Consider the following 20,852-nt stretch of genomic DNA (forward strand, 5'->3'; position numbering starts at 1 on the left):
AGGAAGATCAGATGGCCCTCTCGTACATCCTCGACATCGCGACTCAGCTGACTGCGCCGCGGGTCGCAGCAGAGCTGCGGCCGCTGGTCGGTGATCCGGATCTCACGACGGAAGAGCTGATGGAGGGCGTGGTTGCCGGCAGGGAGACGTGGGTGCGCGTCGGTGAGGCCAAGCCGCGGCCGTGGAACGTCGTCGCCACTGATCTCGGCTTCACTCCCACGACCTGGGTCGTGTTCCGGCTGAGCAAGCAGCAGGAGATCGGGCCGCAGCTCGACGACGTGGTCCGGTGGACCGTCGGCCTGCTCGACCACGTGCCCGGCGACGCCGTCCTGCACTTCGACTACGAGGTCGTGTGGCTGGTCCGCCGCGACGGCGAACTGAGCCTGAACGAACGTGACGACATCTGGACGCCGTCGCGGCTCGCGGCGGTGGGCAACCGGCCTCACCGTCGCGGCACGCCGGTGTTCAGCTAGGGGTCGATCCGGTCCAGCGCCGCGCCGTCCCACGTCGTCTGCGTGCACGCCACGCCACGGCCGTTCTTGGGCCGCAGCACGTCGTAGATGTGCATGCGCGGGATCTTGTCCGACACGCCCCACCCGCTCGGCCAGGTGATCACCCAGTCCATGTCGAGGTCGACCAGCAGCCCCAGCATGCGCGCGATGGTCGGGTCGTCGAGACGTTCGAAGGCCTCGTCGAGCAGCACCAGGCGCAGCGGGTCGAACTCGTCGCTCACCGCGTCGTAGAAGCTCGCCGCGGCCGCGAACAGCGTCACGTACGAGATCAGGCGGGTCTCGCCGGACGACAGCTGGCGCAGCCGCCGTTCGCGCGGGTTGCCGTCCGGGCCCGTGTCCGCGACGGTCACCGTGAACTGGTGCCACGTGCGGTAGTCGAGCGCTCGCGACAGGATCTCGGCGTAGCCGCCGGAATGCGTGTCGCGCTCGTTCTCGATGCGCTCGGTGAAGACTCGGCGCAGCGTGGCGTCCTGCTCCGGGGTGCGTTCGCCGAACGGGAGCCGGACGAGCGCAAGCGCTTGCCTCGTCTGGTCGTCGAGCGCGCTGGACGACTTCCACGCGAGCTTGACGTGCACGCCCTGGCTGGAACGGGCCTGGGAGAGGACCTCGTTCATGCGCTTGGTGAGGTTCTCGGCGACGGTGATCTGGCCGCGCAGCCACTCGGCGAGGTCGCGGATCAGGTAGTCGGCGAAGATGCCCTGGTACTGCTCGTCGAGGAACCCGCGCTGTTCGGCCAGCTTCGTCGTGACCTGGCGGGCGGCGACGGCGACGGGCTTCGCGCCCTCCTCGCCGGTCACCGTCACGGTCAGCAGGCCCGCGTGCTGCTCGGCGGCGATGTCGTGGCTGCCCGCCAGCGAGGTCTGCAACGCCTGCAGCTTCGCGATCACGGTGGCCTCGGTGCCGCCACGACGGTCGCCTGCTTCGGCGATGGCCTGGCGCACCATGGACTCTTCCGGAACGTCGGTGAACGCGGCGGCCAGCAGGCCGGGAGCGCGCACGGTCGCCTGGAAGTTCGCGGACGCGCGTTCCAGTGCTTCGGAGGCCTCCTCGACCTGCGTGGAGTTGGTCTCCAGCAACGCTTCCAGCTTCGCGGCCTGTTCGCGCGCGGTCGTGATGCTCTCGCGCACGCCCTTGAGGTCCTCGCGCATCTTCTTGCGCGACTTCTCCAGCTGCGTCAGCTGTTCGCTGATCTCCTTGGCCTCACCGCCGACGGCGTCGGTCAGCTCGGCCAGCGTGCCGGCCTGGGCCGCGTAGTCGATGCAGCGGGCGTCGGCGTCGGCCTCGGCGGTCTGCCGGTCCGCCACGGCCTCGTGGTAGCGGTGGGAGGCGTCCGTGAGGTCGGAAATCGTGCCCTGGCACCGCCTGCGCACCGCGTCGCCGAGCAGGTCGGCGGTCCGCTGGGCCTCCGACGCCGCCGCCTGGGCCTGGCGCAACCCCTCGGTGTCCGACGGCAGCCCGGCGTCGCCTGCCTGGCGGGTCAGTTCGGAACGTGCCGCTTCCAGCCGTGCGTTGGCGTCCTCCAACGCGTCGCGGAGCTCGAACGTCCGTTGCTGGGCCCGTGCCGCGGACTCCTCCGCGGCCTGGACGCGGCTGTGCTTGGCGATCAGCTCGGCGTCGCCGGGGAACGCCGCGACATGTGCCTCCCAGGTGGCGACGTGCTCGTGCGCACGGGCCAGTTCGTCTTCCGCGGTGCCGAGCTGGGCGCGCAGCTCGGCCAGTTCCTCTTCCAGGGCGGCGATGCGGCGGCCACGGGCGGCTTCTCGCGCACCGGCACCGATGAACTCGGCCTCGGGCTTGGTCCACCGGCCGGTCAGCACGCCCGTGCGCCAGTCGCCGGTGGTGGTCATGTCGTCCAGCGACACCGCCCGCAGCAGGTCGGCGACGAGCGACTCGGGTACCGGCGAACCTTCGACGGCCGGCACCAGGAACTCGGCCAGCGATCGGCCCTCGACCGCAGGCCGCGGGACTGCCAGAACATCGCTCAGGTCGGTGCTGTGCGGGGTCACCCAGGCGTCCAGGAGGCCGCTGGCTTGCAGGGCGGCCTCCAGGCCTGCCCGCTCGTCGGCGGTGAGCGACGGCGCGAAGTCCACGAGCCGGTAGAAGGGCGCGCCTTTCGCCGGGTCGCGGTCCGCGGACGTGTACTGGCCGGGCACCGGCACGCGCTCGTTGCCAGAGCGCAGGCCGACCAGTTCCTCGTCCAGCGTGTCCAGACGGGCCCGCAGCTCGGTGCGCTGCTGCGTGAACGCGTGCGCGGCGTCACGGGCGGCCTGCACCAGCGGTCCGACCCACTCGCGGGCCGTCGCGCTCAACGCCTTGGCAGCGGCCGGATCGGCGGTCTGCGGCAGGACCAGGGCCTCGGCGGGGCGTTCGTCGAGCAGTGGTCCGCTCGACGTCCACGCCTCGACCTGCTCCAGCCAGGCCTGCACGACCTCGGCGAGCTCCTGCATCTCCTGGTTGCGCAACGCGGTCGACTCGGTCGCGCCGAGCTGGGCGTCGCGGGCCTTCTGCCGCAACGACTCCACCTCGCGCTGCTGCGCGTCCAGCGCGATCGCCTGCTCGTGCAACGACAGCGCGAGCGCACCCCGTTGGCGCGCAAGGGAAGCAATGCCCGTGGTCTGATCGATCACCGACGTCAGCGCGGCCAGCACGTCCTCGGTCGCGGCGGCGGGCGGCACCCGGCGTTCGATCGGCAGCGGCCCCGCCTCGGGATCCGGCTTGGCACGCACGGAATCCGTGGTCACGGTGGCCTCGGCGGGCGGGACCTGCGGCACGTCCGGCGCGAGGTCCGGGTCCATTCCAGCGAGGCGCAGGTTCTCGCGCAACGGTTCGCTCAACGCGTCGGCGGCGCTCAGGTCTTCCGCGAGCCGCCGCAGCAGGCGCAGCACGTTGTCGACGGCGGCGTCTTCCTGGGCGCGCTGGCGGTGCGCGGTTTCGAGCGCGGCGACCGCCGAGGAACGCATCTGCGCCACCAGGTTCTCGCGCGTCTTGAGGTCCTGCAGATCGCGGAACGCCGGTAGTTCCTTCAGCGCCGCGATGGTCTCCTCTGCCTGCTGCTCGCCGGTCTCCATGTCGACGAGCGCCTGCTCGGACGCCGCCCGCTCCATCCGCGTGACGTCCAGCTCCTGCGTGAGCTTCGCCTGCTCGCGCCGCAGCTTCGCGACCGACTTCTCGGCGGACTCCAGCCGTTCCGCGGCGCTGCGCAACCCGCCGAACGCATAGTCGCTGTAGGTCTTGAGGAACGTGCTGAGCGCACTGTCCGCAGAGGACAGTCGCACGATGTTCTCGCGGATCGACTCCAGGTCGTCGAACGACGTCGCGAGCTGCTCGATCATCGTCTGGTCCAGCGGCGGCAGGGCGTCGGACAGGATCTGCTCCAGCTGCCCTTCCAGCACCTTCAGGCCGACGTCCGGGTTGCGCAGCGTCCGCTGCAGGTGCAGCAGGTCGCCGTACCGCGCGGCAGGCACGCCGTAGACGGTCTCGGCGATCTTCGCCCGGAACGCCGGTTCCTCGAACATGCAGTCCGCGCCGATGATGTCCCGCAGCTGCGCAGGGCCGTGCGGAACCCGTTCCGGACCCGCGAGCTGCAGTTCCGTGCCGACGCGCATCGGTGTGACGAACCGCCACGAGTCCGTGATCGCCTGCGAGGTCTTGGACGCCTTCACACCGAGACCGCACGTCAGGTACTCGTTGCCGGAGTGGTCGGCGGCCTCGCGGATCAGCTCGACCCACGCGTAGCCGATGCGGTTCGGCCCGCCGTCGTAGTCGTCGAGCATCAGGCGCCGGATGCTGACCGTGTCGAAGCCCTTCGAGCCGAGCTGGCGCAGATCGCCGTCCAGGCACAGCGGGAGCAGCAGCTCCAGCGTGCGGGACTTGCCGGAACCGTTGGTGCCCTGGAAGATCGCGCGGCCACCGGAGAAGTCGAACGTCTGCTCGGTGTACTGCCAGATGTTGACCACGCCGCCGCGGTGCAGCCGCCACCTGCTCATGACACGTTCTCCTCATCGAACAGGGACCAGCTCGGCACTTCGGGCACCACAACGGGGTCCGGTTGTTCTCGTTCTGGATCGCCGTCGGGTTCCGGCAGCCAGCGGTGTGCGGCCGCGCTGATGGACCAGCCTTCGTCGACCGGCACCGCGAGACCCATGCGGCGCAACAACTCCGTCACCTCGGCGACCAGCCGGTCGAGGTCGTCGGTGAACTGCTTCGACCACGCGGCAGGGTAGTCCTCGACCAGACGGGCGCAGACCTCGCGGATCCGTTCCGCGGTGACGACGTGGCGTGCGGGCGGGTCCTCGGAGTCGTCCTCGACGAGGTCCGGCAACGCGAGGAGCGCGATGCGCGCGACCGTCGAGACACCGGGGAACGACAGGTCGGTCAGGAAGTCCTCCGGGTCGGCGGCGAGCACGCCCTCGACGCGGCACTCGGTGTAGAGGCCGAACGCCTGCTCCAGCAGCGCGGATTCCTTGCGCTGGTTGCGCCTCAGCCACTCGGCCTGGTCGTCCGGCAGGTCCGCGTAGAGCACCAGCGGCGTCTCCACCAGCTTGCGCCGCACCGCGTGCTCGACCCCGCGCGGACCGGGCCGCGCCGCGAGCTCGATCAGGTGAGCGGGGCTCTGGGCTTCCCCGACCGGGCCCGTGACGAGCTGGCCCAGCAGGTCCGTGTCGATCGTGATCAGTGCTTCCTGCGGGATCATGTCCTGCGCGACCGAACCCTCGGTCTCCTGCAGCACGCCGAGGGAGACGAGGTGGCGCAGCGCTGCCGTGAGCGCCCGCCGTTCGGTGACGTCGTCCGGTGCGTCGATGCCCGCTTCCACCGCGGCGGAACGGATGTCGGCCACGAGCCGGGACAGCAGGGTCTGGCGGCCGATGCCGGTGAGCACGGCGAGGGTCAGTGCCAGATACGCGTAGGCGCGCGGCGACATGCTGAGCACGCCGCGGGTGTCGTCGTGGCCGGGACCGGACTTGTAGAGGCGCGCGAACCGGCGTTCCACCACGAGCCGGTAGCCGAGCAGGCCGGCGAACAGGTCCTGCAGCGTCGCCCGGTGCCTGTAGACGAGGCTGAGCAGCTCGCCGTCCGGGCCGTCGGAGCGCAGCAAAGGCCTGCGCAGCAACGTTCGCGCGCACCGCACCACGTTGGCGGCGTCGATGTCGGAGAGGTTGTCCAAGTGGTTCATCGCTTCAGTGCCACCGTCGCGTCGTGCAGGGTGAGCGTCCCGGCGGCGGACTTGATCTTGGTGGTGGTGCCGTGGGCGATCTCGAGTTTGAGGCCGCGCACGGGGTCGCTGGCCGATCCGCTGTCCTGCGGCGAGTCGCGCTGGGCCATCGCGAGCGTGAGCAGCTCGCAGAACACCTCCAGCGCGCCGTGCGTCAGCGTGGTGTTCTCCAGATTTCCGGCGGCTTTCGTGAGTTCCGCGACGTGCCGCGCGCGGATCTCGTCCGCCTCACGGGCTTCCGCGAGCAACGACTGCTCGGTCATCGGGTCGTCGAGGATCCTGGACGGCCTGCCGCGCGCGCCCCGGTCGCCTCGGGACCTGACGCTCACCGTCACGTCGCAGACCGGGCCGTCGCGCCACGGCGTGCGCTCGTTGTCCGAGTCGTGTTCCGGCGCGGGGGAGAGGTGGCGCGCGCTGTAGAGGCCGAACGCGGACGCGTAGATCTCGTGCGCTTCCTCTCTGGTCGCGTTGTCGAACCAGCTCGCGAGCTTCAGCAGCTCCGCGCGGCGTCCCGGCAGCAGGCCGCCGCCGGACGTCGCGCGCTTCACGCTGGCCAGCAGGCTGCCGATGGCGCGGGCGGTGGCTTCGCGCAGCGCCGTGACCTGGCTCGGACGGCCGGGGCGGTCGACGAACCAGTCCGTCAGCTCCTGCCAGTCCTCCGGCGTGCGGCCGCGGGCGCGTTCCACACTGGCGCCGAGGTCGGTGCTGAGCAGCCTGAGCAGCTCGGAGCGGGCTTTGGTGAGGCGGGCCAGTGCTTCCGCGATCGGCGGCGTGTACTTCAGGACGTCCTCGACGACGCGCTGGATGTACTCGACCAGCAGGTTGCGGAAGCCCGCGATCTCGTCCGGTGCCAGGTGGTTCCGCGTGACGACCTGGCCGAGGTAGGCGTAGAAGTCGCGCACCGTCGCCGCGAGCTCGGCGTGCTGCAGGAACAGGGTGGTGACGCGTTCGGCGAGGAGTTCCTTGGTCTTGTCGCCTTCGTTGAGCAGCGCGACGCTCAGCGATCCGCCCAGCTCGTTGAGGCCGCGTTCGATGGCGGGGAGCAGCTCGCGGGACACCTCGCGGGCGCCTTCTGGGACCCTGAGCAGCTCGTCGACGTCGCGCTGCACGCGCACGGCGAGCTTGGAGACCTGGTACCGCACGCTGCCGTGCTGGAACTCGGCGATGCTGGACGCGACCACCTCACGCCGTCCCTGGACGAGGTTGCCCCACTCGACCAGCTGCTTGAGGCGGTTGATGACGTTCTCGATGCGGCTCTCGCCGGGTTCGACGCGACCTTCCCTCTCCTGACCCGCCAGCGCTCCGGCGACCTCACCCGCGCTGAGATCCGCCAGCAGCGTGGAGGTGAACAGCCGCATGATCGCCAGGTACGTGCGCTGGTGATCGCGCGCGTCCAGATAGGCGTACAGCTTCAGCCGCTTGTGCTCCACGACCGGCCACCCTAATGCGCGCGCCTCGGCGACGCGGCGCTACCGTGCCTACAGCGAGCTGGGGAGGATGCCGTGGGCGCGGGGCGCGCGTTGGGGTTGTTGCTGGGCGTGGCCGCGGATGCGGTCTTCGGTGATCCGCGTCGATTTCACCCGGTAGCGGCATTCGGCAGCGCAGCGGCGGCCCTGGAGAAGCGCGTGTACGCCGACTCCCAGGCGGCCGGCGTCGCGTACTCGGCCGTGCTGGTGGGCGGCACCGCCGCCCTCGGCGTCGCGGTGGAACGCGTTGCCCGCCGCCACTGGCTGACGCAGGCGCTGGCGACCGGCGTGGCGACCTGGGTGGTGCTCGGCGGCCGTTCGCTGGCGGCCGAGGGCACCTCGATGGGACGGGAGCTGGACTCGGGCGACCTGGAGGCCGCCCGTTCGCGGTTGCCCAACCTGTGCGGCCGTGACGCTGCCCGGCTGGACACTCTTGGCCTGGCCCGCGCGACCGTCGAATCCGTGGCCGAGAACACCTCGGACGCCGTCGTGGCGCCGCTGTTCTGGGGCGCCGCCTTCGGCGTTCCCGGCCTGCTCGGCTACCGCGCGGCGAACACGCTGGACGCGATGGTCGGCCACAAGTCCCCGCGCTACCTGCGCTTCGGCTGGGCCTCCGCCCGCCTCGACGACCTGCTGAACCTGCTGCCGTCACGGCTCGCGGCGTTGCTGACCATCGGCGGCGCCCCGGTCGTGGGCGGCTCGGCCACGCAGGCGCTGGAAACCTGGCGCCGCGACGCCTCGGCCCACCCGTCACCCAACGCGGGCCAGGTGGAGGCGGCCTTCGCCGGCGCGCTGGAGATCCGCCTGGGCGGCCGCACCGTGTACTCGCACGGCGTCGAGGAACGCCCGGTGCTCGGCCACGGCCGCAACCCGGACTCAGGTCACGTGACGCGTGCGGTCGAGCTGTCCCGCGTCGTCGGCTTCGGTGCGGCCCTCGTCAGCGCCGTCATCGCCTTCTTCCGCAAGTAGCTCGGCGATCGACTTCTTGCGCTTGGGCCCTTCGTGCAGCACGCCACCCGGCCGTGCCTCGCGAATGGTGAAGTACAGCCACCCGCCGACCGCCATGACGCCGAACGCGATCCACTGCAGCGCGTAGGAGAAGAACGGCCCGGACTCGAGCCGCGGCAACGGCAACGTGTCGAGCGCCCCCGGCTGGTTCTCGATCAGCTGGTAGTAGCCGGGCTCGATGCCCGGCCCGACCGCGTTGTTGTTGATCGAGTAGATCTGCCTGCGCCCGTCCTGCTGGAACGCGGGCTGCTCGTTCGACTCGTTGGGCCTGGCCAGCCCGATGACCGTGACCTCGTCGGCGGGCGGTTTGGCGAAGTCCGGCGGCTTGATGCCGTTGACGGGCCGCACGTACCCGCGGTCGATCAGCACGGTGTGGCCGGTCGTGGTCCTGAACGGCGTGATGACCTCGAACGCGGCCTCACCCTGCACGGTCCTCAGCCGGGCCAGCGCTTCCAGTTCCGGCAGGTAGCGGCCCTTGATCTCCACCTTCTGCCACTCGTCGTGCCGCGCGCCGAACGGCACCGGATCGCTCTTGAGCGACTTGGTGATGGCGGCGTTCTGCGCCTGGCGCTCGTCGTTGCGGCCGAACTGCCACGGGGACAGGAAGTAGATGCAGGCACCCGCGAACACCCAGACGGCCAGGGTCAGCGCCAGCCAGCCAGGCCTGAGGAGGAACTTGAAGCGCACAACTTCACGGTAGTTGCGTGACCTGGACCTCGTGGAACTGGGTCACGAACCCCTCGCCTTCCGGCGACGCGGCCATCACCCCGACCTTGGTCTCGATCTGCGGCGGGAAGTAGGCCTTGCGCAACACCTTGGCCGGCTCCTCACCGTCGAGGCCGTACCGCACCCACACCGCGTCACCCCTGCGCTCGGCAACGATCGTGAACCGCTCGAACCCGTCCACCAGCGCCAGGTTCCAGTCCGAGAAACCCCTGGTCACCACGGTGCTCGCCTGCCGCTTCCCGTCGAACACCTCGACGCCGGCCTTGATCCAGTTCTCGCCGTCGATCACCAGCCCGACCCCGGCGTGGTCGTACTGCGCCGCGTACTCGCCGCTGAACGTCGCCGTGATGGTGAAGTCGCCGGCCACGGTCACGCCGTAGAGGTGGCCGTTGTCGCGGATCACGCCGTTGCCGGTCAGGCGCCAGAAGTCCGACAGCGGGTCGGCGTGCACGGTCAGGGGATCGGCCGACCACTTCCGCGGCTCGTTGAGCCACGTCCACCCGGTGAAGTCCATGAACTCATCCTGGCACGCTCGACCAGCCAGAACGACCGCCCAGCGACGATCTTCATCGGCTCGGCCGATCACCTTGGCCGATGAACCGGGCCGGTGTCGGTGCTCGGCAGTACGTTCGAGGTGATGGACAGGTTCAAGGCCTACTGGGACCGTCCCGAGATGCGTGACGCGCTGGCCCGTCGCGACATCGGGACGGTCTTTCGGCTGCTCGTGCAGGACGGCGTCCCGCAGCGCGAACTCGCGGAGATCACGCGCCAGAACCAGTCCGAGATCTCCGAGATCATCGGCGGCCGTCAGGTCATGGCTTACGAGTTGCTCGAACGCATCGCGCTCAGCCTCGGCGTCCCGAGGGGCTATCTCGGGCCGGCGTACGAGGCGATCAGCCCGCCGCCGTCGCAGGACGAGGCCGCGAAACGCGCCTCGTTCCTCGCTCACGCGGCCGAAGCCGTGCTCGGCCAACCGGTGTTCGGCAGTGCGGAGAGGACAGCGCCCGTGGCCGAGGCGACGCCCGTGCCGTCCCAGGTGGGGGCGAGCGACGTCGAGATCCTCAACCGCGTGCTGCACGACCTGACCAGCTTGGAGTCGCAGTTCGGCGGTGGAGTGGTGCTGGCGGCGGTCGAGGGCCAGCTGCGGTGGGCGCGTGGCCTGCTGGAGGCGTCGATGCGCGATGCCGTCAAGCCCGCCCTGTTCGAGGCGGTGGCGTTGCTGCACAGGCGTGCGTCGAGCGCGGCGTTCGACATGGGCAGCCTCGATCAGGCACGAGACCACCTCCTCGCGGCACTGGAGCTCGTCCAGGCCGCGCGGAACCTGCCCCTGCAGGCGATGTTGTTCTACTGCGCGGGTCGGATGGAGCAGTACCACGGACCGCCCGACGCGGCGTTGAGGTTGTTCCAGTTCGGCTACCCCGTGGCGTTGGCGTCGAGATCGCCGAGGCTGTGCGCGTTGCTGGAAGTGCGGGAGGCCCGTTGTTACGCGGTCATGGGCAACCGGGAGTCGGCCGAGCGGTCCTTGTCGCTCGCCGTGGAGAACTTTCACACGGAAGGTGAGCTGCCCGAATGGCTGAAGTTCTTCGACGAGTCCGAACTTCTCGCCGCGGTCGGCGTGACCTGGGCCGAGCTGGGTGAGTGGGACAGGGCGGTCGCCGCCCTCCGGCGGAGTCTGCGGCAGCGAGACGACGACTACGCGCTGGCTCGCTCCTTCGACCTCGCCGAGTTGGCGACGTGCCACCTCCGCGGCGGTGACGTCGATGAGGGCGTGCGCGTGGCGACGAGGTCGTTGGACCTCGTCGGCCAGTTGAACAGCAGGCGCGCCCGCGACCGCCTTGCCCCGCTGGAACGCGCCGCTCGCCGTGGTGGTGCGGAAACGCTCGGTGTTGTGCAGCGGATCACAGCCATGCGCCGACAGGTCACGGCTTCCTGAAGATTGACCGTCCTCAGAGCTGCTCGCGCACCCACGCGATCATCCCCGGCATCGCCGCCTCGATCATGACCAGCACTTCTTCGAACCCGGACCGGTCCCCGTAGTACGGATCCGGCACGTCCACGCCGTCCGCGTCCGGGTCGAACGAGCGCAGCAGCCTGATCCGGTCCGGATCCGCCATCCGGCGCAACGCTCGCAGGTGGCCGGTGTCGAGCGCGACCAGCAGATCCGCGTCCAGGTGCAGGTCAGAGACCTGGGCGGCCACGTGGTCGGTCGGATATCCGTTGTCCGCCAACGTCTTCAACGCTCGCGGGTCCGCGGGGTCGCCCACGTGCCAGCCACCGGTGCCGGCGCTGGACACGGTGACGAAAGACGACAATCCTTCGCGGGACAGCCATTCTCGGAAGACGAGCGCTGCCATGGGGGACCGGCAGATGTTGCCGGTGCAGACAAAGGCGACCTTCACCGCCACACGGTAACGCTCAACCGCTGTCGCAAGATGTACGGACAAACGACATGGAGGCCGCCCATGCAGACTGGTACCGACGTGCCCCCGCAACGGGAGATCATCGGGTGCACCGACGCCCTCGGGCGCCGTCGTGCGTTCGAGGTGTACCTCAACGAGAAGGGGCGCGTCTGCTTCCGCACCCCGCCCGGTGAGTCCGCGCAGCTCGACGCGTTCCAGCTGGACGAGCTGATCAGCCACCTCACCGAGCTCCGCCGCTACATGCAGTGACGCGGTGCTCTGAGCTGGTCGCCTAGAATCCCGGCGATGACCAGCCCAGACCTGCGCCACCACGGTGACGTCGACGCCGCACCCGGCCTCGCCGACTTCGCCGTCAACGTGCGGGTGCCGCACCCGCCCGATTGGCTGCGCGAACGGCTGGCCGCGGCGCTCGGCGACCTGGGACGTTATCCCTCGAAGCTCGCCGAGGAGCGCGCCCGTGCGGCCGTCGCACGCCGCCACGGGCGCTCTCCCGACGAGGTTCTGCTGCTCAACGGTGCCGCTGAGGGCTTCGCGCTGCTGCCGAAGCTCGCGCCGCGCCGGGTGGCGATCGTCCACCCCGGTTTCACCGAGCCCGAAGTGGCGTTCCGCGACGCCGGAATTCCGGTCGAGCACGTGCTGCTCGACGGCGACTTCCAGCTGCGCGGCGCACGAACGGACGCCGACCTCACCGTCATCGGCAACCCGACGAATCCCACGTCGGTGCTGCACTCCAGGGCAACGCTGAAGGCCCTGCCCGGCAGGCTCGTCGTGGACGAGGCGTTCATGGACGCCGTGCCCGGCGAACCGGAGTCGCTCGCGCACGACCCGGACGTGCTGGTGCTGCGCAGCCTCACCAAGACCTGGGGCCTCGCCGGCCTGCGGGCCGGTTACTTCCTCGGCGACCCCGAGACGCTCGCGACACTGGCGCACGGACGCCCGCACTGGCCCGTCGGCAGCCTGACGCTCGAAGCGATCACCGCGTGCTGCGAGCCGGAGGCGCTGGAGGCGTCGCACCGGTACGCGCTGGAGGCCGTCGAGCACGCCGCGTACGCCTTGGAGCAGCTCCAAGATCTGGTCGTCGTGCCGCCGAGAGCGCCGTTCATGCTGATCAGGGTGCCGAGGGGCACGCGGGAGGCGTTGCGGGACAAGGGGATCGCTGCCCGGCGCTGCGACACGTTCCCCGGTCTCGACGACACGTACCTGCGCGTGGCGATCCGGCCGCCGGAGGAGTTCGCGGTGTTCGTCGACGCGCTGCGGGTAGTGATGGAGGAACTGGCTTGAAGCTCGCCGACGTGATCGCGGTGCTGGAGTCCGCGTATCCGCCAAGGACCGCCGAGAAGTGGGACGCGGTCGGGCTGGTGTGCGGTGACCCTGCCGAGGAGGTCACGCGCGTCCTGGTCTGCGTCGACCCGACGTCGTCCACTGTGGACGAAGCCGTCGAGTGCGGCGCGCAGCTCGTGCTGGCGCACCACCCGCTGCTTCTGCGCGGCGTCAACGGAGTTCCCGCCGACGACCCCAAGGGTGCGTTGGTGCACAAGCTGATCCGGAACCGCGCCGCCCTGTATTGCGCGCACACCAACGCGGACAGCGCCCTGCCCGGCGTCTCGGACGCGTTGGCGAAAGCCATCGGGCTCACGGTCGCCGGGCCGCTCGAACCCGCGCCCGCGGACCTGCCGGAGGACACCGGAACGGGTCGCATCGGCGAGCTGCCCGAGGCCGAACCGCTGAGGGTCTTCGCCCAGCGCGTGGCCGACGCCCTGCCCGCCACGGTGCAGGGCGTGCGCGCGGCCGGCGACCCGGAACGCCTGATCAAGCGGGTCGCGGTGTGCGGCGGCGCCGGCGACAGCTTCCTCGGCACGGTGCAGCGCGCGGGCGTCGACGCCTACGTGACGGCCGACCTGCGGCACCACCCCGCGAGCGAGCACATCGAGTCCGGCGGCCCCGCGCTGGTGGACGTCGCGCACTGGGCCAGCGAGTGGCCGTGGTGCGAGCAGGCGGCGGAGATCCTGCGGGAGGCGTTCGGCGGTAGGGTCGACGTACTCGTCTCCACCCGCCGGACCGATCCGTGGACAGTCGGGGCGACGAGATCAGCAGCAGGAGGACATGCGTGAAAGCCGATCCCGCAGTGCAGCGCAGGCTGCTCGACCTGGCCGAGGTCGATGCCGAACTGGCGCGTGTCACCCACCGTCGCCGCACGCTGCCCGAGATCGCGGAGATCGCCGAGGCCGAGCAGCTGGTCCGCACGAAGCAGGACGCGCTGGTGGCCGTCGAGACGACGCTGGGCGACCTCGACCGCGACGTGAAGCGCCAGGAGACCGAGATCGACCAGGTCCGCGCCCGCGAGGAGCGCGACCGCAAGCTGATGCAGTCCGGCTCGGTCGGCGCGAAGCAGCTCACCGACCTCGAGCACGAGCTCGCCACCCTGCAGCGCCGTCAGGGCGTCCTGGAAGACGACCTGCTGGAGCTGATGGAACGTCGTGAGGCCGTCGAGGCGGACGTGTCGTTCGCCCGCGTGGAGCTGGACAAGGCCCGCGAGGCGCTGGAGGCCGCCACGAGCCGCCGTGACGCCGCCCTCGCCGACCTGGAGTCGACCGAGATCAAGCGCACCGCCGACCGCTCGATGATGGCCAAGGGCTTCCCGGACGACCTGCTGAAGCTCTACGACCGCCAGCGCGAGCAGCGCGGCATCGGCGCGGCGCCGTTCCAGTCCCGTCGCTGCGGCGCGTGCCGGATCGAGCTGGACCGCAGCGCGTTGTCGAAGGTGAAGGAAGCGGCCGCCGACGAGGTCGTGCGGTGCGAGGAGTGCGGCGCGATCCTGGTTCGCGTGGCGGAACCGGGCCAGTGACGTGAAGGGCCCGGCGCAGGCCGGGCCCCTGGTCGTGCTCAGCCGGTGATGGCCTGCGGCCACTTCCCTCCTGGCAGCTTGATGTCGCTCATCATGCCCCTGACCTCGAGCGTCTTGCTCAGCGCCTCGACCAGCCGGTTGATGATGCCGACCAGGTGCGTCAGCGATTTCTCGACGAGCGATCCCACGAGGTCGGCGACGTCGGAGACCGCGAACGGGATGTTGACCACCGTGCCCGCGTTGATCACCGCCTTGACGAGAGCGCCCGCGACCTCGGTCAGCATGCCGAGGAGCTCGGTCATGTACTCGGTGTTGTACTTGGCGATCTCCATCAGCCACTTGCCGATCTCGCCCGCCTTGGTGGCGACCACGCCGATCGCCTCGTTCTGCGTCGCGACCTTGGCCTGGTAGGCGGTGCTGGCGGTGCCCTCCCAGTAGTAGGGCAGGTTGCCCGGCTGGTGGGCGAGCCCGTTCATCGGGTTCTTCACGTTGTCGATCCAGTTGAAGGCCTGCACGATCAGCCCGATGACCGGTGCGTAGTGGTCCCTCGCGGTCCTCGCCAGCTGGATCACCTTCTGCAGCGCCTCACGGATCTGCTTGATCTTCTGGGAGATCCACCACATCACCGGCACGCCGAGCACGATCCGCCAGTTGTTGACCGTGTCGATCAGGGCCTGGAACTGCTGCCTGCACTCCTCGACCTTCTGTTCGACACCGGAGAAGCTCTTCTCCAGCTGCGCCGGGAAATCTGCCAGGTCGGTCATGGTGCTCCTACGCGTGGAAGAACGTGTCGATGTCGATCTCGTTGATGTCCTCGACGCGGTCGTACTCGTCCGCGATCTTGCGCAGCGTCCCGTCGATCTGCTCGAACTCGGTGATCGCGGACTGCAGCAGGCCCTCCATGAAGCCGCGGAACGCCTCGTAGTTCGCGGCCTCCTTCTGGGCGTTGTAGGCCGCCGCGGACAACCCGTGCTGGCCGAGGACGACGGCGTCGAAGACGGCGAACGCGGGAGGGGCGAGATGCGCGCCCTGCACCGCCTGCAGGATCGGCCTGGTCGCCGCCGCGCGCTCGACCCAGAGCTTGCCCTCCGCCCGCAGCTTCGGTGTGACGATCTTGAACTTGTCGTTTCCCATGTCAGTCCCTGTCGTCGAACACGTTGACCGCCGAGAAGTACTCGTCGTCGGCTTCCCCACCACCGCGCGGCCGTGCCGGTCGCGGCGGTTCGCCGGAGTCGACCCCGAGTCCCGCGCGGACGAACAGCTGCAGCGCCTCCTGGGACAGCGCGGTCTCGGAGACGTTCCTGGCCAGGACGTGCGGATCGCCGTTGATCGAGAGCGGACCGCCGCCGCGCAGCCGCATCGTCAGATAGCCGAGCGGGCTGCGCACCTCCGTGAAGTCCGCCCGCGGTGGTGCCTGCGCCTCGCGCCGGATCGCGTCGAAGCGGTCCTCGATCGCGTTGAGCCGCGCACTGGTCCGCGCCACCCACTCCTCGATCGGCAGGTCCGTCAGGTCCACAGTGGTCTCGGCCGTCGCCGCCGGACGGTTCGGCGGCCGGTGCGCGAGCTCGACCGCGGCCGCGCGCTGAGCCGCGGTCAGGTAGGTGCGGTAGATCGCCTCTGGCAACACCTGCGCGGGGATGTTCTCGTTCCACCGCGGCCGGATCCGCACACCGACGACCATCCGCGCCTTGTTCACCGTCACGACGACGAACCCGCTCGGGTCGCGCGCCTCGTACTTGTCGGAGGGCTGCAGCTGGGTCAGCTCCGCGAGCGCGGCACGGGTCCTCGGATCGTCCGGGACGTCGATCGTCGGCAGCTCAACGTGGTCAAGCGCCACCGCGCCTCCCCAGAATTCCGGTCTGATCGCACAAATTCATCGCGACCGTAACCGCGAGTGGACCGGGGAGGCCGTCGTCGGCGGGATTTTGTTCCGAAACCAGGCGTACTAGGCGCCGTGCCCGGGGTCGGAAGTCCCGGCTTCCGCGCGGTTCACCTCGGTGCCGAGTTCGACGGTCTGCACAATCCAGAACGCCGCGAACATCGCGATCAGCAACGCCTCCAGCCACAACGCCCAGTGCCGCACATCGGACAGGATGAGCGCGAGGCCGAGGACGAGCACGAGGACCATGGCGATCGCCACGCCGAAGTACCAGTGCTTGTACGGCTTGGCCGCGAAAACGGCGTTCAGGACGACGACCAGGACGATGCCGACGAACAGCGCCACGGCCGCACCGAGGTGCCCGTACTTCAGGAAGAAGGGCCGCTGCCAGACGTACATCACGATGCCGACGATCAGCAGGGCGAGGGTCACGAACACCGATGCCAGCGAGTACAGCTTGGACGGAGAACGCCGGTCCTGGCGGAGCGCGGGCACGGCCAAGGTGATCACCGTGGCGATCACGCCGATCGCCAGCAGGGCGCCCACGTTGGTGCCCACCGCGACGGCGATCTCCTGCTCGTCGGGACCATTCGTGGGCGGACATGCCGTGTCACGGCCTGTCGGCACGAACGCGACAATGAACGCCATGAACCCTGAATAGTCGAGTGCGGTGTTCTCGTAATCGTTGTTGCCGCGATAGATGATGAGACAAGCACCGACCGCGCACAGACTGCCGACGAAGACGGGCCGCACCGAAGTGAAGTAGTAGGCGCTGATCGAGGTCTGCCAGCAGTTCAGGCTGACGAACACCAGCTGGGCCAGGATGGTGAGGAAGAGCAGGCCGACCAGCAGGACTATCGCGACGCGCAGGGCCAGATAGGTCTGCCGGACATTCGCCTCTTTGTTTTCGACGGGCATGGCGACCCTCCTTCGAACGTACTCCAGGATCGCGTGCCGCACATTGGCCGTTAGCCCTGCGCAGCGCGCGTCACCTGAATGCGCGTCACGAAATGGGAACGCCGAGAAAACGCAGCACGGTTCCGCCCTCCTGCTCAGCTGCCGGTGGCCTCCAGCCAGGGCACGATCGCCGCGACGAACCCGTCAGGGCTGGTCATGGGACGCCCGTTCATGGTGGCCACCAGGTGTCCGACGCCGAACAGCGCGTCCCACGTGCGCGCGCGGCGGTACGTCTCGGCGGAAACGGCGCGACGGACGTTGTCCCAGCCGTGCCAGGCCATCTGGGCGGCGTCGATGGCGGGGTCGCCGGGCATGGCCATGTCCCAGTCGAGGACGCCGAGCAACTTCCCGTCCGCCGACCAGTGCACGTTCGAACCGCTGAGATCGCCGTGCACCAGGGCGTCGGGCACGGGCTCCAGGGCCAGCGCGTCGTCCAGCCGCCGCCGTCCCTCGTCCCGCCAGCGAGCGGGCAGCCGGGGCAGGATCTCCTCGGCGATGATCTCCGACCACGACGGCCCCTGCGCCCGGTCGTCCAGGACCTCCAGCAGCGCCCCGCCGAGCGGCACGGACCGCACGGCCTCCAGCACCTCGCCCACCTGCGCCGGATCACCCACCCCCTCCGGCAGGGCGACGCCGTCGACCCACGACACGGCGACGGCGGCCCGCTCACCGAACATCGTCACGGGGGTGAGCGGCTGCGGCACCTGGAACGGCAGGCCCGCGGAAGCCAGCTGCCGCAACACCTCCACCCGGCGGGGCATCGACGCGGCGCCGAGCGGCCGCTTGCTGACCCTGACGGCGGCGACGCCCGGGATCAGCAAGACGTCGTGGATGTTGCCGTCGGCCGCGACTCCGGCGTCGTCCAGCTTCACGCCGGGCAGCAGCGCGGCGGCGATCTCCAGCAGGTCCGGGGTGGCCTTGATCATGCCCGGAACCTACCTCCGGTGCTCAGTGCTGGATCAGCCCGAGCTCGCCGAACATCCGCCTGCCCCAGGACAGCGCGGTGGGCAGGTCGTCCCACTGCCGGTCCTGTGCCGTCAGATAGGGGAACACGTACGGATCGGTGATCTCCGCGGGCAGGTCGGCGGCATCGAGCGTGTACGGGGGAAATCCGTAGTTGCCGAGCGCCATCGCCGTGGAGACGGCGGTCGGTTGCGCGTCCCACACCCCGAACCAGAGCCGCCGCAGCATCGCGGGGTGTGCCACCGCGAAGATCAGCCTGCCCACGTCGAACGGTTCGCCGGCGGTGATCACCCTGGCCATGCCGCAGAAGCGGTGCGTCTTCCCGCCCATGGCCAGGTACCCGGCGAACCCGGACCACACCTCCACGCTGTGCCCCGCGTCGATGATCGCGGAGCAGAGCGCGGCCAGCGCCAGGCCGCGGTTGATGATCACGTGGTGCTCGATCGTGTTCGAGTAGCCGCCCGGCACGACGAACGTGATCACCTTGCCGCGCCGGGAGACCTGCCGGGGCACCGCGTCCACCATGCACTCCGGCACCCCGGACAGGTAGGCGCCGACGTCCACCTCGCTGCCGGTCACGTCCCAGGCCGGTTCCAGCACGGTGACCGCGTGGGACAGCCCGGCACTCTCGCGCAGCTCGGCGACCGTCACGTCGGTCTCCTCCAGCGCCAGCGGCCAGCCGTCGGTGGCCAGTTCGATCGCCTCCTCCCAGGAGGCGCCGTGCCAGCCGGTGTCGACGCTCCTGCTGTCGGCGTGACGAGTGGTCGGTGGCGCGGACGCGGCGTCGAGGAACTCGCGCCAGGACATCAGCGGCGCCAGCTTCAGGGGATGCACGGATCAGTCCAGCCCGAGCGCCTTGCGGTGCGCGTCGGACATCCCGCGCACCACCCGCCACTCGAAGACCTGGTCCACGGTGGCACCCGCCTCGAGCAGCTTGGCCCCGTCGATGCTGGCCCGCGGCGAGATGATCACCGGCAGCTTCTTGGTCTCCGCCACCGCGCGCAGGTTCCTGATGTCGTCGAGGAGCTCCATCACCGCGTCGGGATGCGACGGCGCGTGCCGCAGCGCGATCCGTTCCTCGAGGTCCTCGTCGATCTCCACGTCCATCACGACGAACCGGTCCAGCGTGGCGGAGTCCAGCGTCTGCCTGCCGACGTACTGCCGGTCGCCGCCGGTGCCGTAGGTGTTCCCGGTCGCCACCAACCGGAAGTTCTCGTGCGCGTCGACCATCCGGTCCGCGAACGCGCAGGTGCCGAGCGCGAGCGCCTGGTTGAGCTCGGCCAGCAGCCCGGGATGCCCGTTGTCGAGCTCGTCCAGGAGCATCACCCCGCCGTGCTCGAAGGCGCGACGAAACGGCGTGTCGTGGTACTTGCCGTGGGCGTCGTAGTAGCCGAACACCTTGCTCATCGGCGTAGTCGGACCGAGCGACAGCGCGTGGAACTCCAGTCCCAGCGCACCCGCCGCGTGCTTGGCCAGCATGGACTTCCCCGTGCCCGCCGGCCCGACCAGCAGCACGTGACAGCGCGCGTGCAGGGCCACCAGAAGCTCTGGCAGCACCGCGTGGGTGTCCGCGCCGAGCTCCACCTTCCGCCCCTGCGGCAGCACCACCGTGACGACGTTCGGCGCGTACTGCTCGAACGCCCTCGCCGCCTCCTCGCGGACCGCGCCCCGCACCCGTTTCAGCGCTTCCTCGGACACCTCGACGACCACGTCCGGCACGACCTCGCGGGTCGCGGTCCGTGCCGTTTCGGTCACCGCGACCGAGGCCTTGTCCACCAGCTCGTCGAGCAGCCGCTGCACATCCGGCGTCACCTCGGCCATCGCCGCGCGAGCGAGCGCCGGCAACACCTCGCCCGCCTCGCGCCGCACCGCCTGCTCCAACGCGCCGCGAACCTCCTCGGCGGCACTCCGCACCGCCGCGGGCGCCGCGTCCACCACCGCGGCCCGCGCGGCCTCGACCACCACGGCAGACCCGCCGCGCAGCACCTCCTCGCGCAGCACGGCGGGATCCGGAGTGACCTCGGCGACCGCGGCGCGTGCCAGTTCGTCGAGCAACTCCCCGGCCTGCTTCCGAAGGCCTTCGGCAACCGCGGCCCGCACCTCGCCGGTGGCCTTGCGCACGACGTCGGTCAACACGTCCGCGGCCTGCTTCCGCACGACAGCGGTGACCTGCGCCGTGGCGTCGGCGACCAGCCCCTCGCGCAACTTCGCCAGGTCCGGCGTCGCGTCCCGCACCGCCAGCGCGGCGAGCCCCGGCAGCAAACCGTCCGCCGAACGCCGGACCAACTCCGGCACTTCGGCCTCCAACCGCTCGCGAATCGCACCTTCGACCGCAACCCGCATCTCGCCAGGATCCGGCGTGGCACCCGCGACCGCGAGCCTCGACAGGTTGGGCAGCAAGGCACGGGCGTACTCGTGGACGGCGTCCGGCAACCGGGAGTGGATCTCACCCTCGAGCATCGCGATCAGATTGCTCTCGGCGAACACCTCACGCGCCACCGTCTCGGAGATCCGCGTGACCTCTGCCCTCGTACTCCCCAGCACGTTTCCTCCGTGGCGTTCCGCGTTCTGCGCTTCGGAGGCGAGTGTCTTGGACCTCTGGCGGGACCGGTCCCGCAACGGTGCTCAGTCCACTGCGACTTCGGCACCCTGAAGTACGACAAAGCAAAAGAGGCCGTCGGTACGACGACCTCTTCGCGTGTGGTTAATGCTGGTGTCCGAGGGGGGACTTGAACCCCCACCCCCTTGCGGGGACTAGCACCTCAAGCTAGCGCGTCTGCCATTCCGCCACCCAGACTTACCGCTCAATCATAAAACACCCCTGAACGGCCCCTTGCACGGGGGTCCCCGCAGCCGTGCCGCCA

Annotated in this window: 20 protein-coding genes and 1 tRNA gene; 7 read left to right on the forward strand and 14 right to left on the reverse strand. The window is 70.1% G+C overall.

What is annotated here, in order from left to right:
* Positions 1-11: 11 nt before the first annotated feature.
* Positions 12-473, forward strand: a complete 462-nt coding sequence (locus IEZ09_RS33745) for a SitI3 family protein (RefSeq protein WP_189257862.1) — start codon at positions 12-14, stop codon at positions 471-473.
* Here the strand turns inward: IEZ09_RS33745 and IEZ09_RS33750 are convergent.
* From IEZ09_RS33750 to IEZ09_RS33760, 3 genes are read right to left on the reverse strand one after another with little or no spacing between them, the layout of a single operon-like run.
* Positions 470-4,498: a TIGR02680 family protein gene (locus tag IEZ09_RS33750; RefSeq protein ID WP_189257863.1), complete on the reverse strand. Its 4,029-nt coding sequence runs from the start codon at positions 4,496-4,498 to the stop codon at positions 470-472. The two genes, IEZ09_RS33745 and IEZ09_RS33750, sit on opposite strands and share 4 nt — an antisense overlap.
* On the reverse strand, positions 4,495-5,685 hold the full coding sequence (locus tag IEZ09_RS33755) for a TIGR02678 family protein (RefSeq protein WP_189257864.1): 1,191 nt from the start codon (positions 5,683-5,685) through the stop codon (positions 4,495-4,497). Before IEZ09_RS33755 ends, IEZ09_RS33750 begins: the two co-directional genes overlap by 4 nt.
* A complete protein-coding gene (locus tag IEZ09_RS33760) occupies positions 5,682-7,154 on the reverse strand; it encodes a DUF2397 domain-containing protein (protein WP_189257865.1) in 1,473 nt (490 codons plus the stop codon). Before IEZ09_RS33760 ends, IEZ09_RS33755 begins: the two co-directional genes overlap by 4 nt.
* Before the next feature lie 72 nt (positions 7,155-7,226).
* Here IEZ09_RS33760 and IEZ09_RS33765 point away from each other — a divergent pair, with 72 nt between their 5' ends.
* On the forward strand, positions 7,227-8,159 hold the full coding sequence (locus IEZ09_RS33765; protein ID WP_189257866.1) for a cobalamin biosynthesis protein: 933 nt from the start codon (positions 7,227-7,229) through the stop codon (positions 8,157-8,159).
* Here the strand turns inward: IEZ09_RS33765 and IEZ09_RS33770 are convergent.
* Both IEZ09_RS33770 and IEZ09_RS33775 read right to left on the reverse strand, forming a co-directional pair.
* Positions 8,067-8,885, reverse strand: a complete 819-nt coding sequence (locus IEZ09_RS33770) for an SURF1 family cytochrome oxidase biogenesis protein (RefSeq protein WP_189257867.1) — start codon at positions 8,883-8,885, stop codon at positions 8,067-8,069. The genes IEZ09_RS33765 and IEZ09_RS33770 overlap by 93 nt on opposite strands.
* 4 nt (positions 8,886-8,889) lie before the next feature.
* Positions 8,890-9,438, reverse strand: coding sequence for a DUF1349 domain-containing protein (locus IEZ09_RS33775; protein WP_189257868.1), 549 nt, complete (start codon positions 9,436-9,438; stop codon positions 8,890-8,892).
* 123 nt (positions 9,439-9,561) lie between these two features.
* On the opposite strand from IEZ09_RS33775, the gene IEZ09_RS33780 reads away from it, so the two are divergent.
* Positions 9,562-10,857: a helix-turn-helix domain-containing protein gene (locus IEZ09_RS33780; RefSeq protein ID WP_189257869.1), complete on the forward strand. Its 1,296-nt coding sequence runs from the start codon at positions 9,562-9,564 to the stop codon at positions 10,855-10,857.
* Between the two features lie 13 nt (positions 10,858-10,870).
* On the opposite strand, the gene IEZ09_RS33785 is transcribed toward IEZ09_RS33780, so the two are convergent.
* Positions 10,871-11,323: a low molecular weight protein-tyrosine-phosphatase gene (locus IEZ09_RS33785; protein WP_189257870.1), complete on the reverse strand. Its 453-nt coding sequence runs from the start codon at positions 11,321-11,323 to the stop codon at positions 10,871-10,873.
* Between the two features lie 63 nt (positions 11,324-11,386).
* Between IEZ09_RS33785 and IEZ09_RS33790 the strand changes: the two genes are divergently transcribed.
* Genes IEZ09_RS33790 through IEZ09_RS33805 form a run of 4 tightly spaced genes read left to right on the forward strand, consistent with a single transcriptional unit; the run spans position 11,387 to position 14,189 of the window.
* Entirely contained in the window at positions 11,387-11,593 is a 207-nt protein-coding gene (locus IEZ09_RS33790) for a hypothetical protein (RefSeq protein WP_030472678.1), read from the forward strand.
* Between the two features lie 36 nt (positions 11,594-11,629).
* Positions 11,630-12,625 (forward strand): Rv2231c family histidinol phosphate aminotransferase CobC, encoded by a 996-nt coding sequence (gene cobC, locus IEZ09_RS33795; RefSeq protein ID WP_189257871.1) that lies wholly within the window; start codon positions 11,630-11,632, stop codon positions 12,623-12,625.
* Positions 12,622-13,455, forward strand: coding sequence for a Nif3-like dinuclear metal center hexameric protein (locus tag IEZ09_RS33800; RefSeq protein ID WP_229813187.1), 834 nt, complete (start codon positions 12,622-12,624; stop codon positions 13,453-13,455). The genes cobC and IEZ09_RS33800 overlap by 4 nt, the downstream gene beginning before the upstream one ends.
* Positions 13,452-14,189: a zinc ribbon domain-containing protein gene (locus IEZ09_RS33805; protein WP_189257872.1), complete on the forward strand. Its 738-nt coding sequence runs from the start codon at positions 13,452-13,454 to the stop codon at positions 14,187-14,189. The genes IEZ09_RS33800 and IEZ09_RS33805 overlap by 4 nt, the downstream gene beginning before the upstream one ends.
* Positions 14,190-14,227: 38 nt before the next feature.
* Here IEZ09_RS33805 and IEZ09_RS33810 read toward each other — a convergent pair whose 3' ends face one another.
* From IEZ09_RS33810 to IEZ09_RS33845, 8 genes are all read right to left on the reverse strand, one after another.
* A complete protein-coding gene (locus IEZ09_RS33810; protein ID WP_189257873.1) occupies positions 14,228-14,953 on the reverse strand; it encodes a hypothetical protein in 726 nt (241 codons plus the stop codon).
* Between the two features lie 7 nt (positions 14,954-14,960).
* A complete protein-coding gene (locus IEZ09_RS33815; RefSeq protein ID WP_189257874.1) occupies positions 14,961-15,323 on the reverse strand; it encodes a hypothetical protein in 363 nt (120 codons plus the stop codon).
* Position 15,324: 1 nt separating this feature from the next.
* Entirely contained in the window at positions 15,325-16,026 is a 702-nt protein-coding gene (locus IEZ09_RS33820; RefSeq protein ID WP_189257875.1) for a hypothetical protein, read from the reverse strand.
* Positions 16,027-16,134: 108 nt separating this feature from the next.
* A complete protein-coding gene (locus IEZ09_RS33825; protein ID WP_189257876.1) occupies positions 16,135-16,986 on the reverse strand; it encodes a COX15/CtaA family protein in 852 nt (283 codons plus the stop codon).
* A 134-nt stretch (positions 16,987-17,120) separates the two neighbouring features.
* The gene (locus tag IEZ09_RS33830; protein WP_189257877.1) at positions 17,121-17,951 is read right to left on the reverse strand and encodes an aminoglycoside phosphotransferase family protein; all 831 of its coding nucleotides are present in this window, start codon (positions 17,949-17,951) and stop codon (positions 17,121-17,123) included.
* A gap of 22 nt (positions 17,952-17,973) precedes the next feature.
* On the reverse strand, positions 17,974-18,822 hold the full coding sequence (locus IEZ09_RS33835) for a DUF7192 family protein (protein WP_229813188.1): 849 nt from the start codon (positions 18,820-18,822) through the stop codon (positions 17,974-17,976).
* 3 nt (positions 18,823-18,825) lie between these two features.
* Positions 18,826-20,532, reverse strand: a complete 1,707-nt coding sequence (locus IEZ09_RS33840; protein ID WP_229813189.1) for an AAA family ATPase — start codon at positions 20,530-20,532, stop codon at positions 18,826-18,828.
* A gap of 167 nt (positions 20,533-20,699) precedes the next feature.
* Positions 20,700-20,785, reverse strand: a tRNA-Leu gene (locus tag IEZ09_RS33845).
* Positions 20,786-20,852 lie beyond the last annotated feature (67 nt).

Source organism: Lentzea flava, assembly GCF_014648475.1.
Classification (GTDB): Bacteria; Actinomycetota; Actinomycetes; order Mycobacteriales; family Pseudonocardiaceae; genus Lentzea; species Lentzea flava.

Excerpts from the sequence above, each read along its gene's own strand:
- IEZ09_RS33780 (WP_189257869.1), top strand. The coding sequence starts at position 9,562 with ATGGACAGGTTCAAGGCCTACTGGGACCGTCCCGAGATGCGTGACGCG.
- IEZ09_RS33815 (WP_189257874.1), bottom strand. The coding sequence starts at position 15,323 with ATGGGAAACGACAAGTTCAAGATCGTCACACCGAAGCTGCGGGCGGAG.
- cobC (WP_189257871.1), top strand. The coding sequence starts at position 11,630 with ATGACCAGCCCAGACCTGCGCCACCACGGTGACGTCGACGCCGCACCC.
- IEZ09_RS33745 (WP_189257862.1), top strand. The coding sequence starts at position 12 with ATGGCCCTCTCGTACATCCTCGACATCGCGACTCAGCTGACTGCGCCG.
- IEZ09_RS33810 (WP_189257873.1), bottom strand. The coding sequence starts at position 14,953 with ATGACCGACCTGGCAGATTTCCCGGCGCAGCTGGAGAAGAGCTTCTCC.
- IEZ09_RS33775 (WP_189257868.1), bottom strand. The coding sequence starts at position 9,438 with ATGGACTTCACCGGGTGGACGTGGCTCAACGAGCCGCGGAAGTGGTCG.
- IEZ09_RS33825 (WP_189257876.1), bottom strand. The coding sequence starts at position 16,986 with ATGCCCGTCGAAAACAAAGAGGCGAATGTCCGGCAGACCTATCTGGCC.
- IEZ09_RS33750 (WP_189257863.1), bottom strand. The coding sequence starts at position 4,498 with ATGAGCAGGTGGCGGCTGCACCGCGGCGGCGTGGTCAACATCTGGCAG.
- IEZ09_RS33755 (WP_189257864.1), bottom strand. The coding sequence starts at position 5,685 with ATGAACCACTTGGACAACCTCTCCGACATCGACGCCGCCAACGTGGTG.
- IEZ09_RS33790 (WP_030472678.1), top strand. The coding sequence starts at position 11,387 with ATGCAGACTGGTACCGACGTGCCCCCGCAACGGGAGATCATCGGGTGC.
- IEZ09_RS33830 (WP_189257877.1), bottom strand. The coding sequence starts at position 17,951 with ATGATCAAGGCCACCCCGGACCTGCTGGAGATCGCCGCCGCGCTGCTG.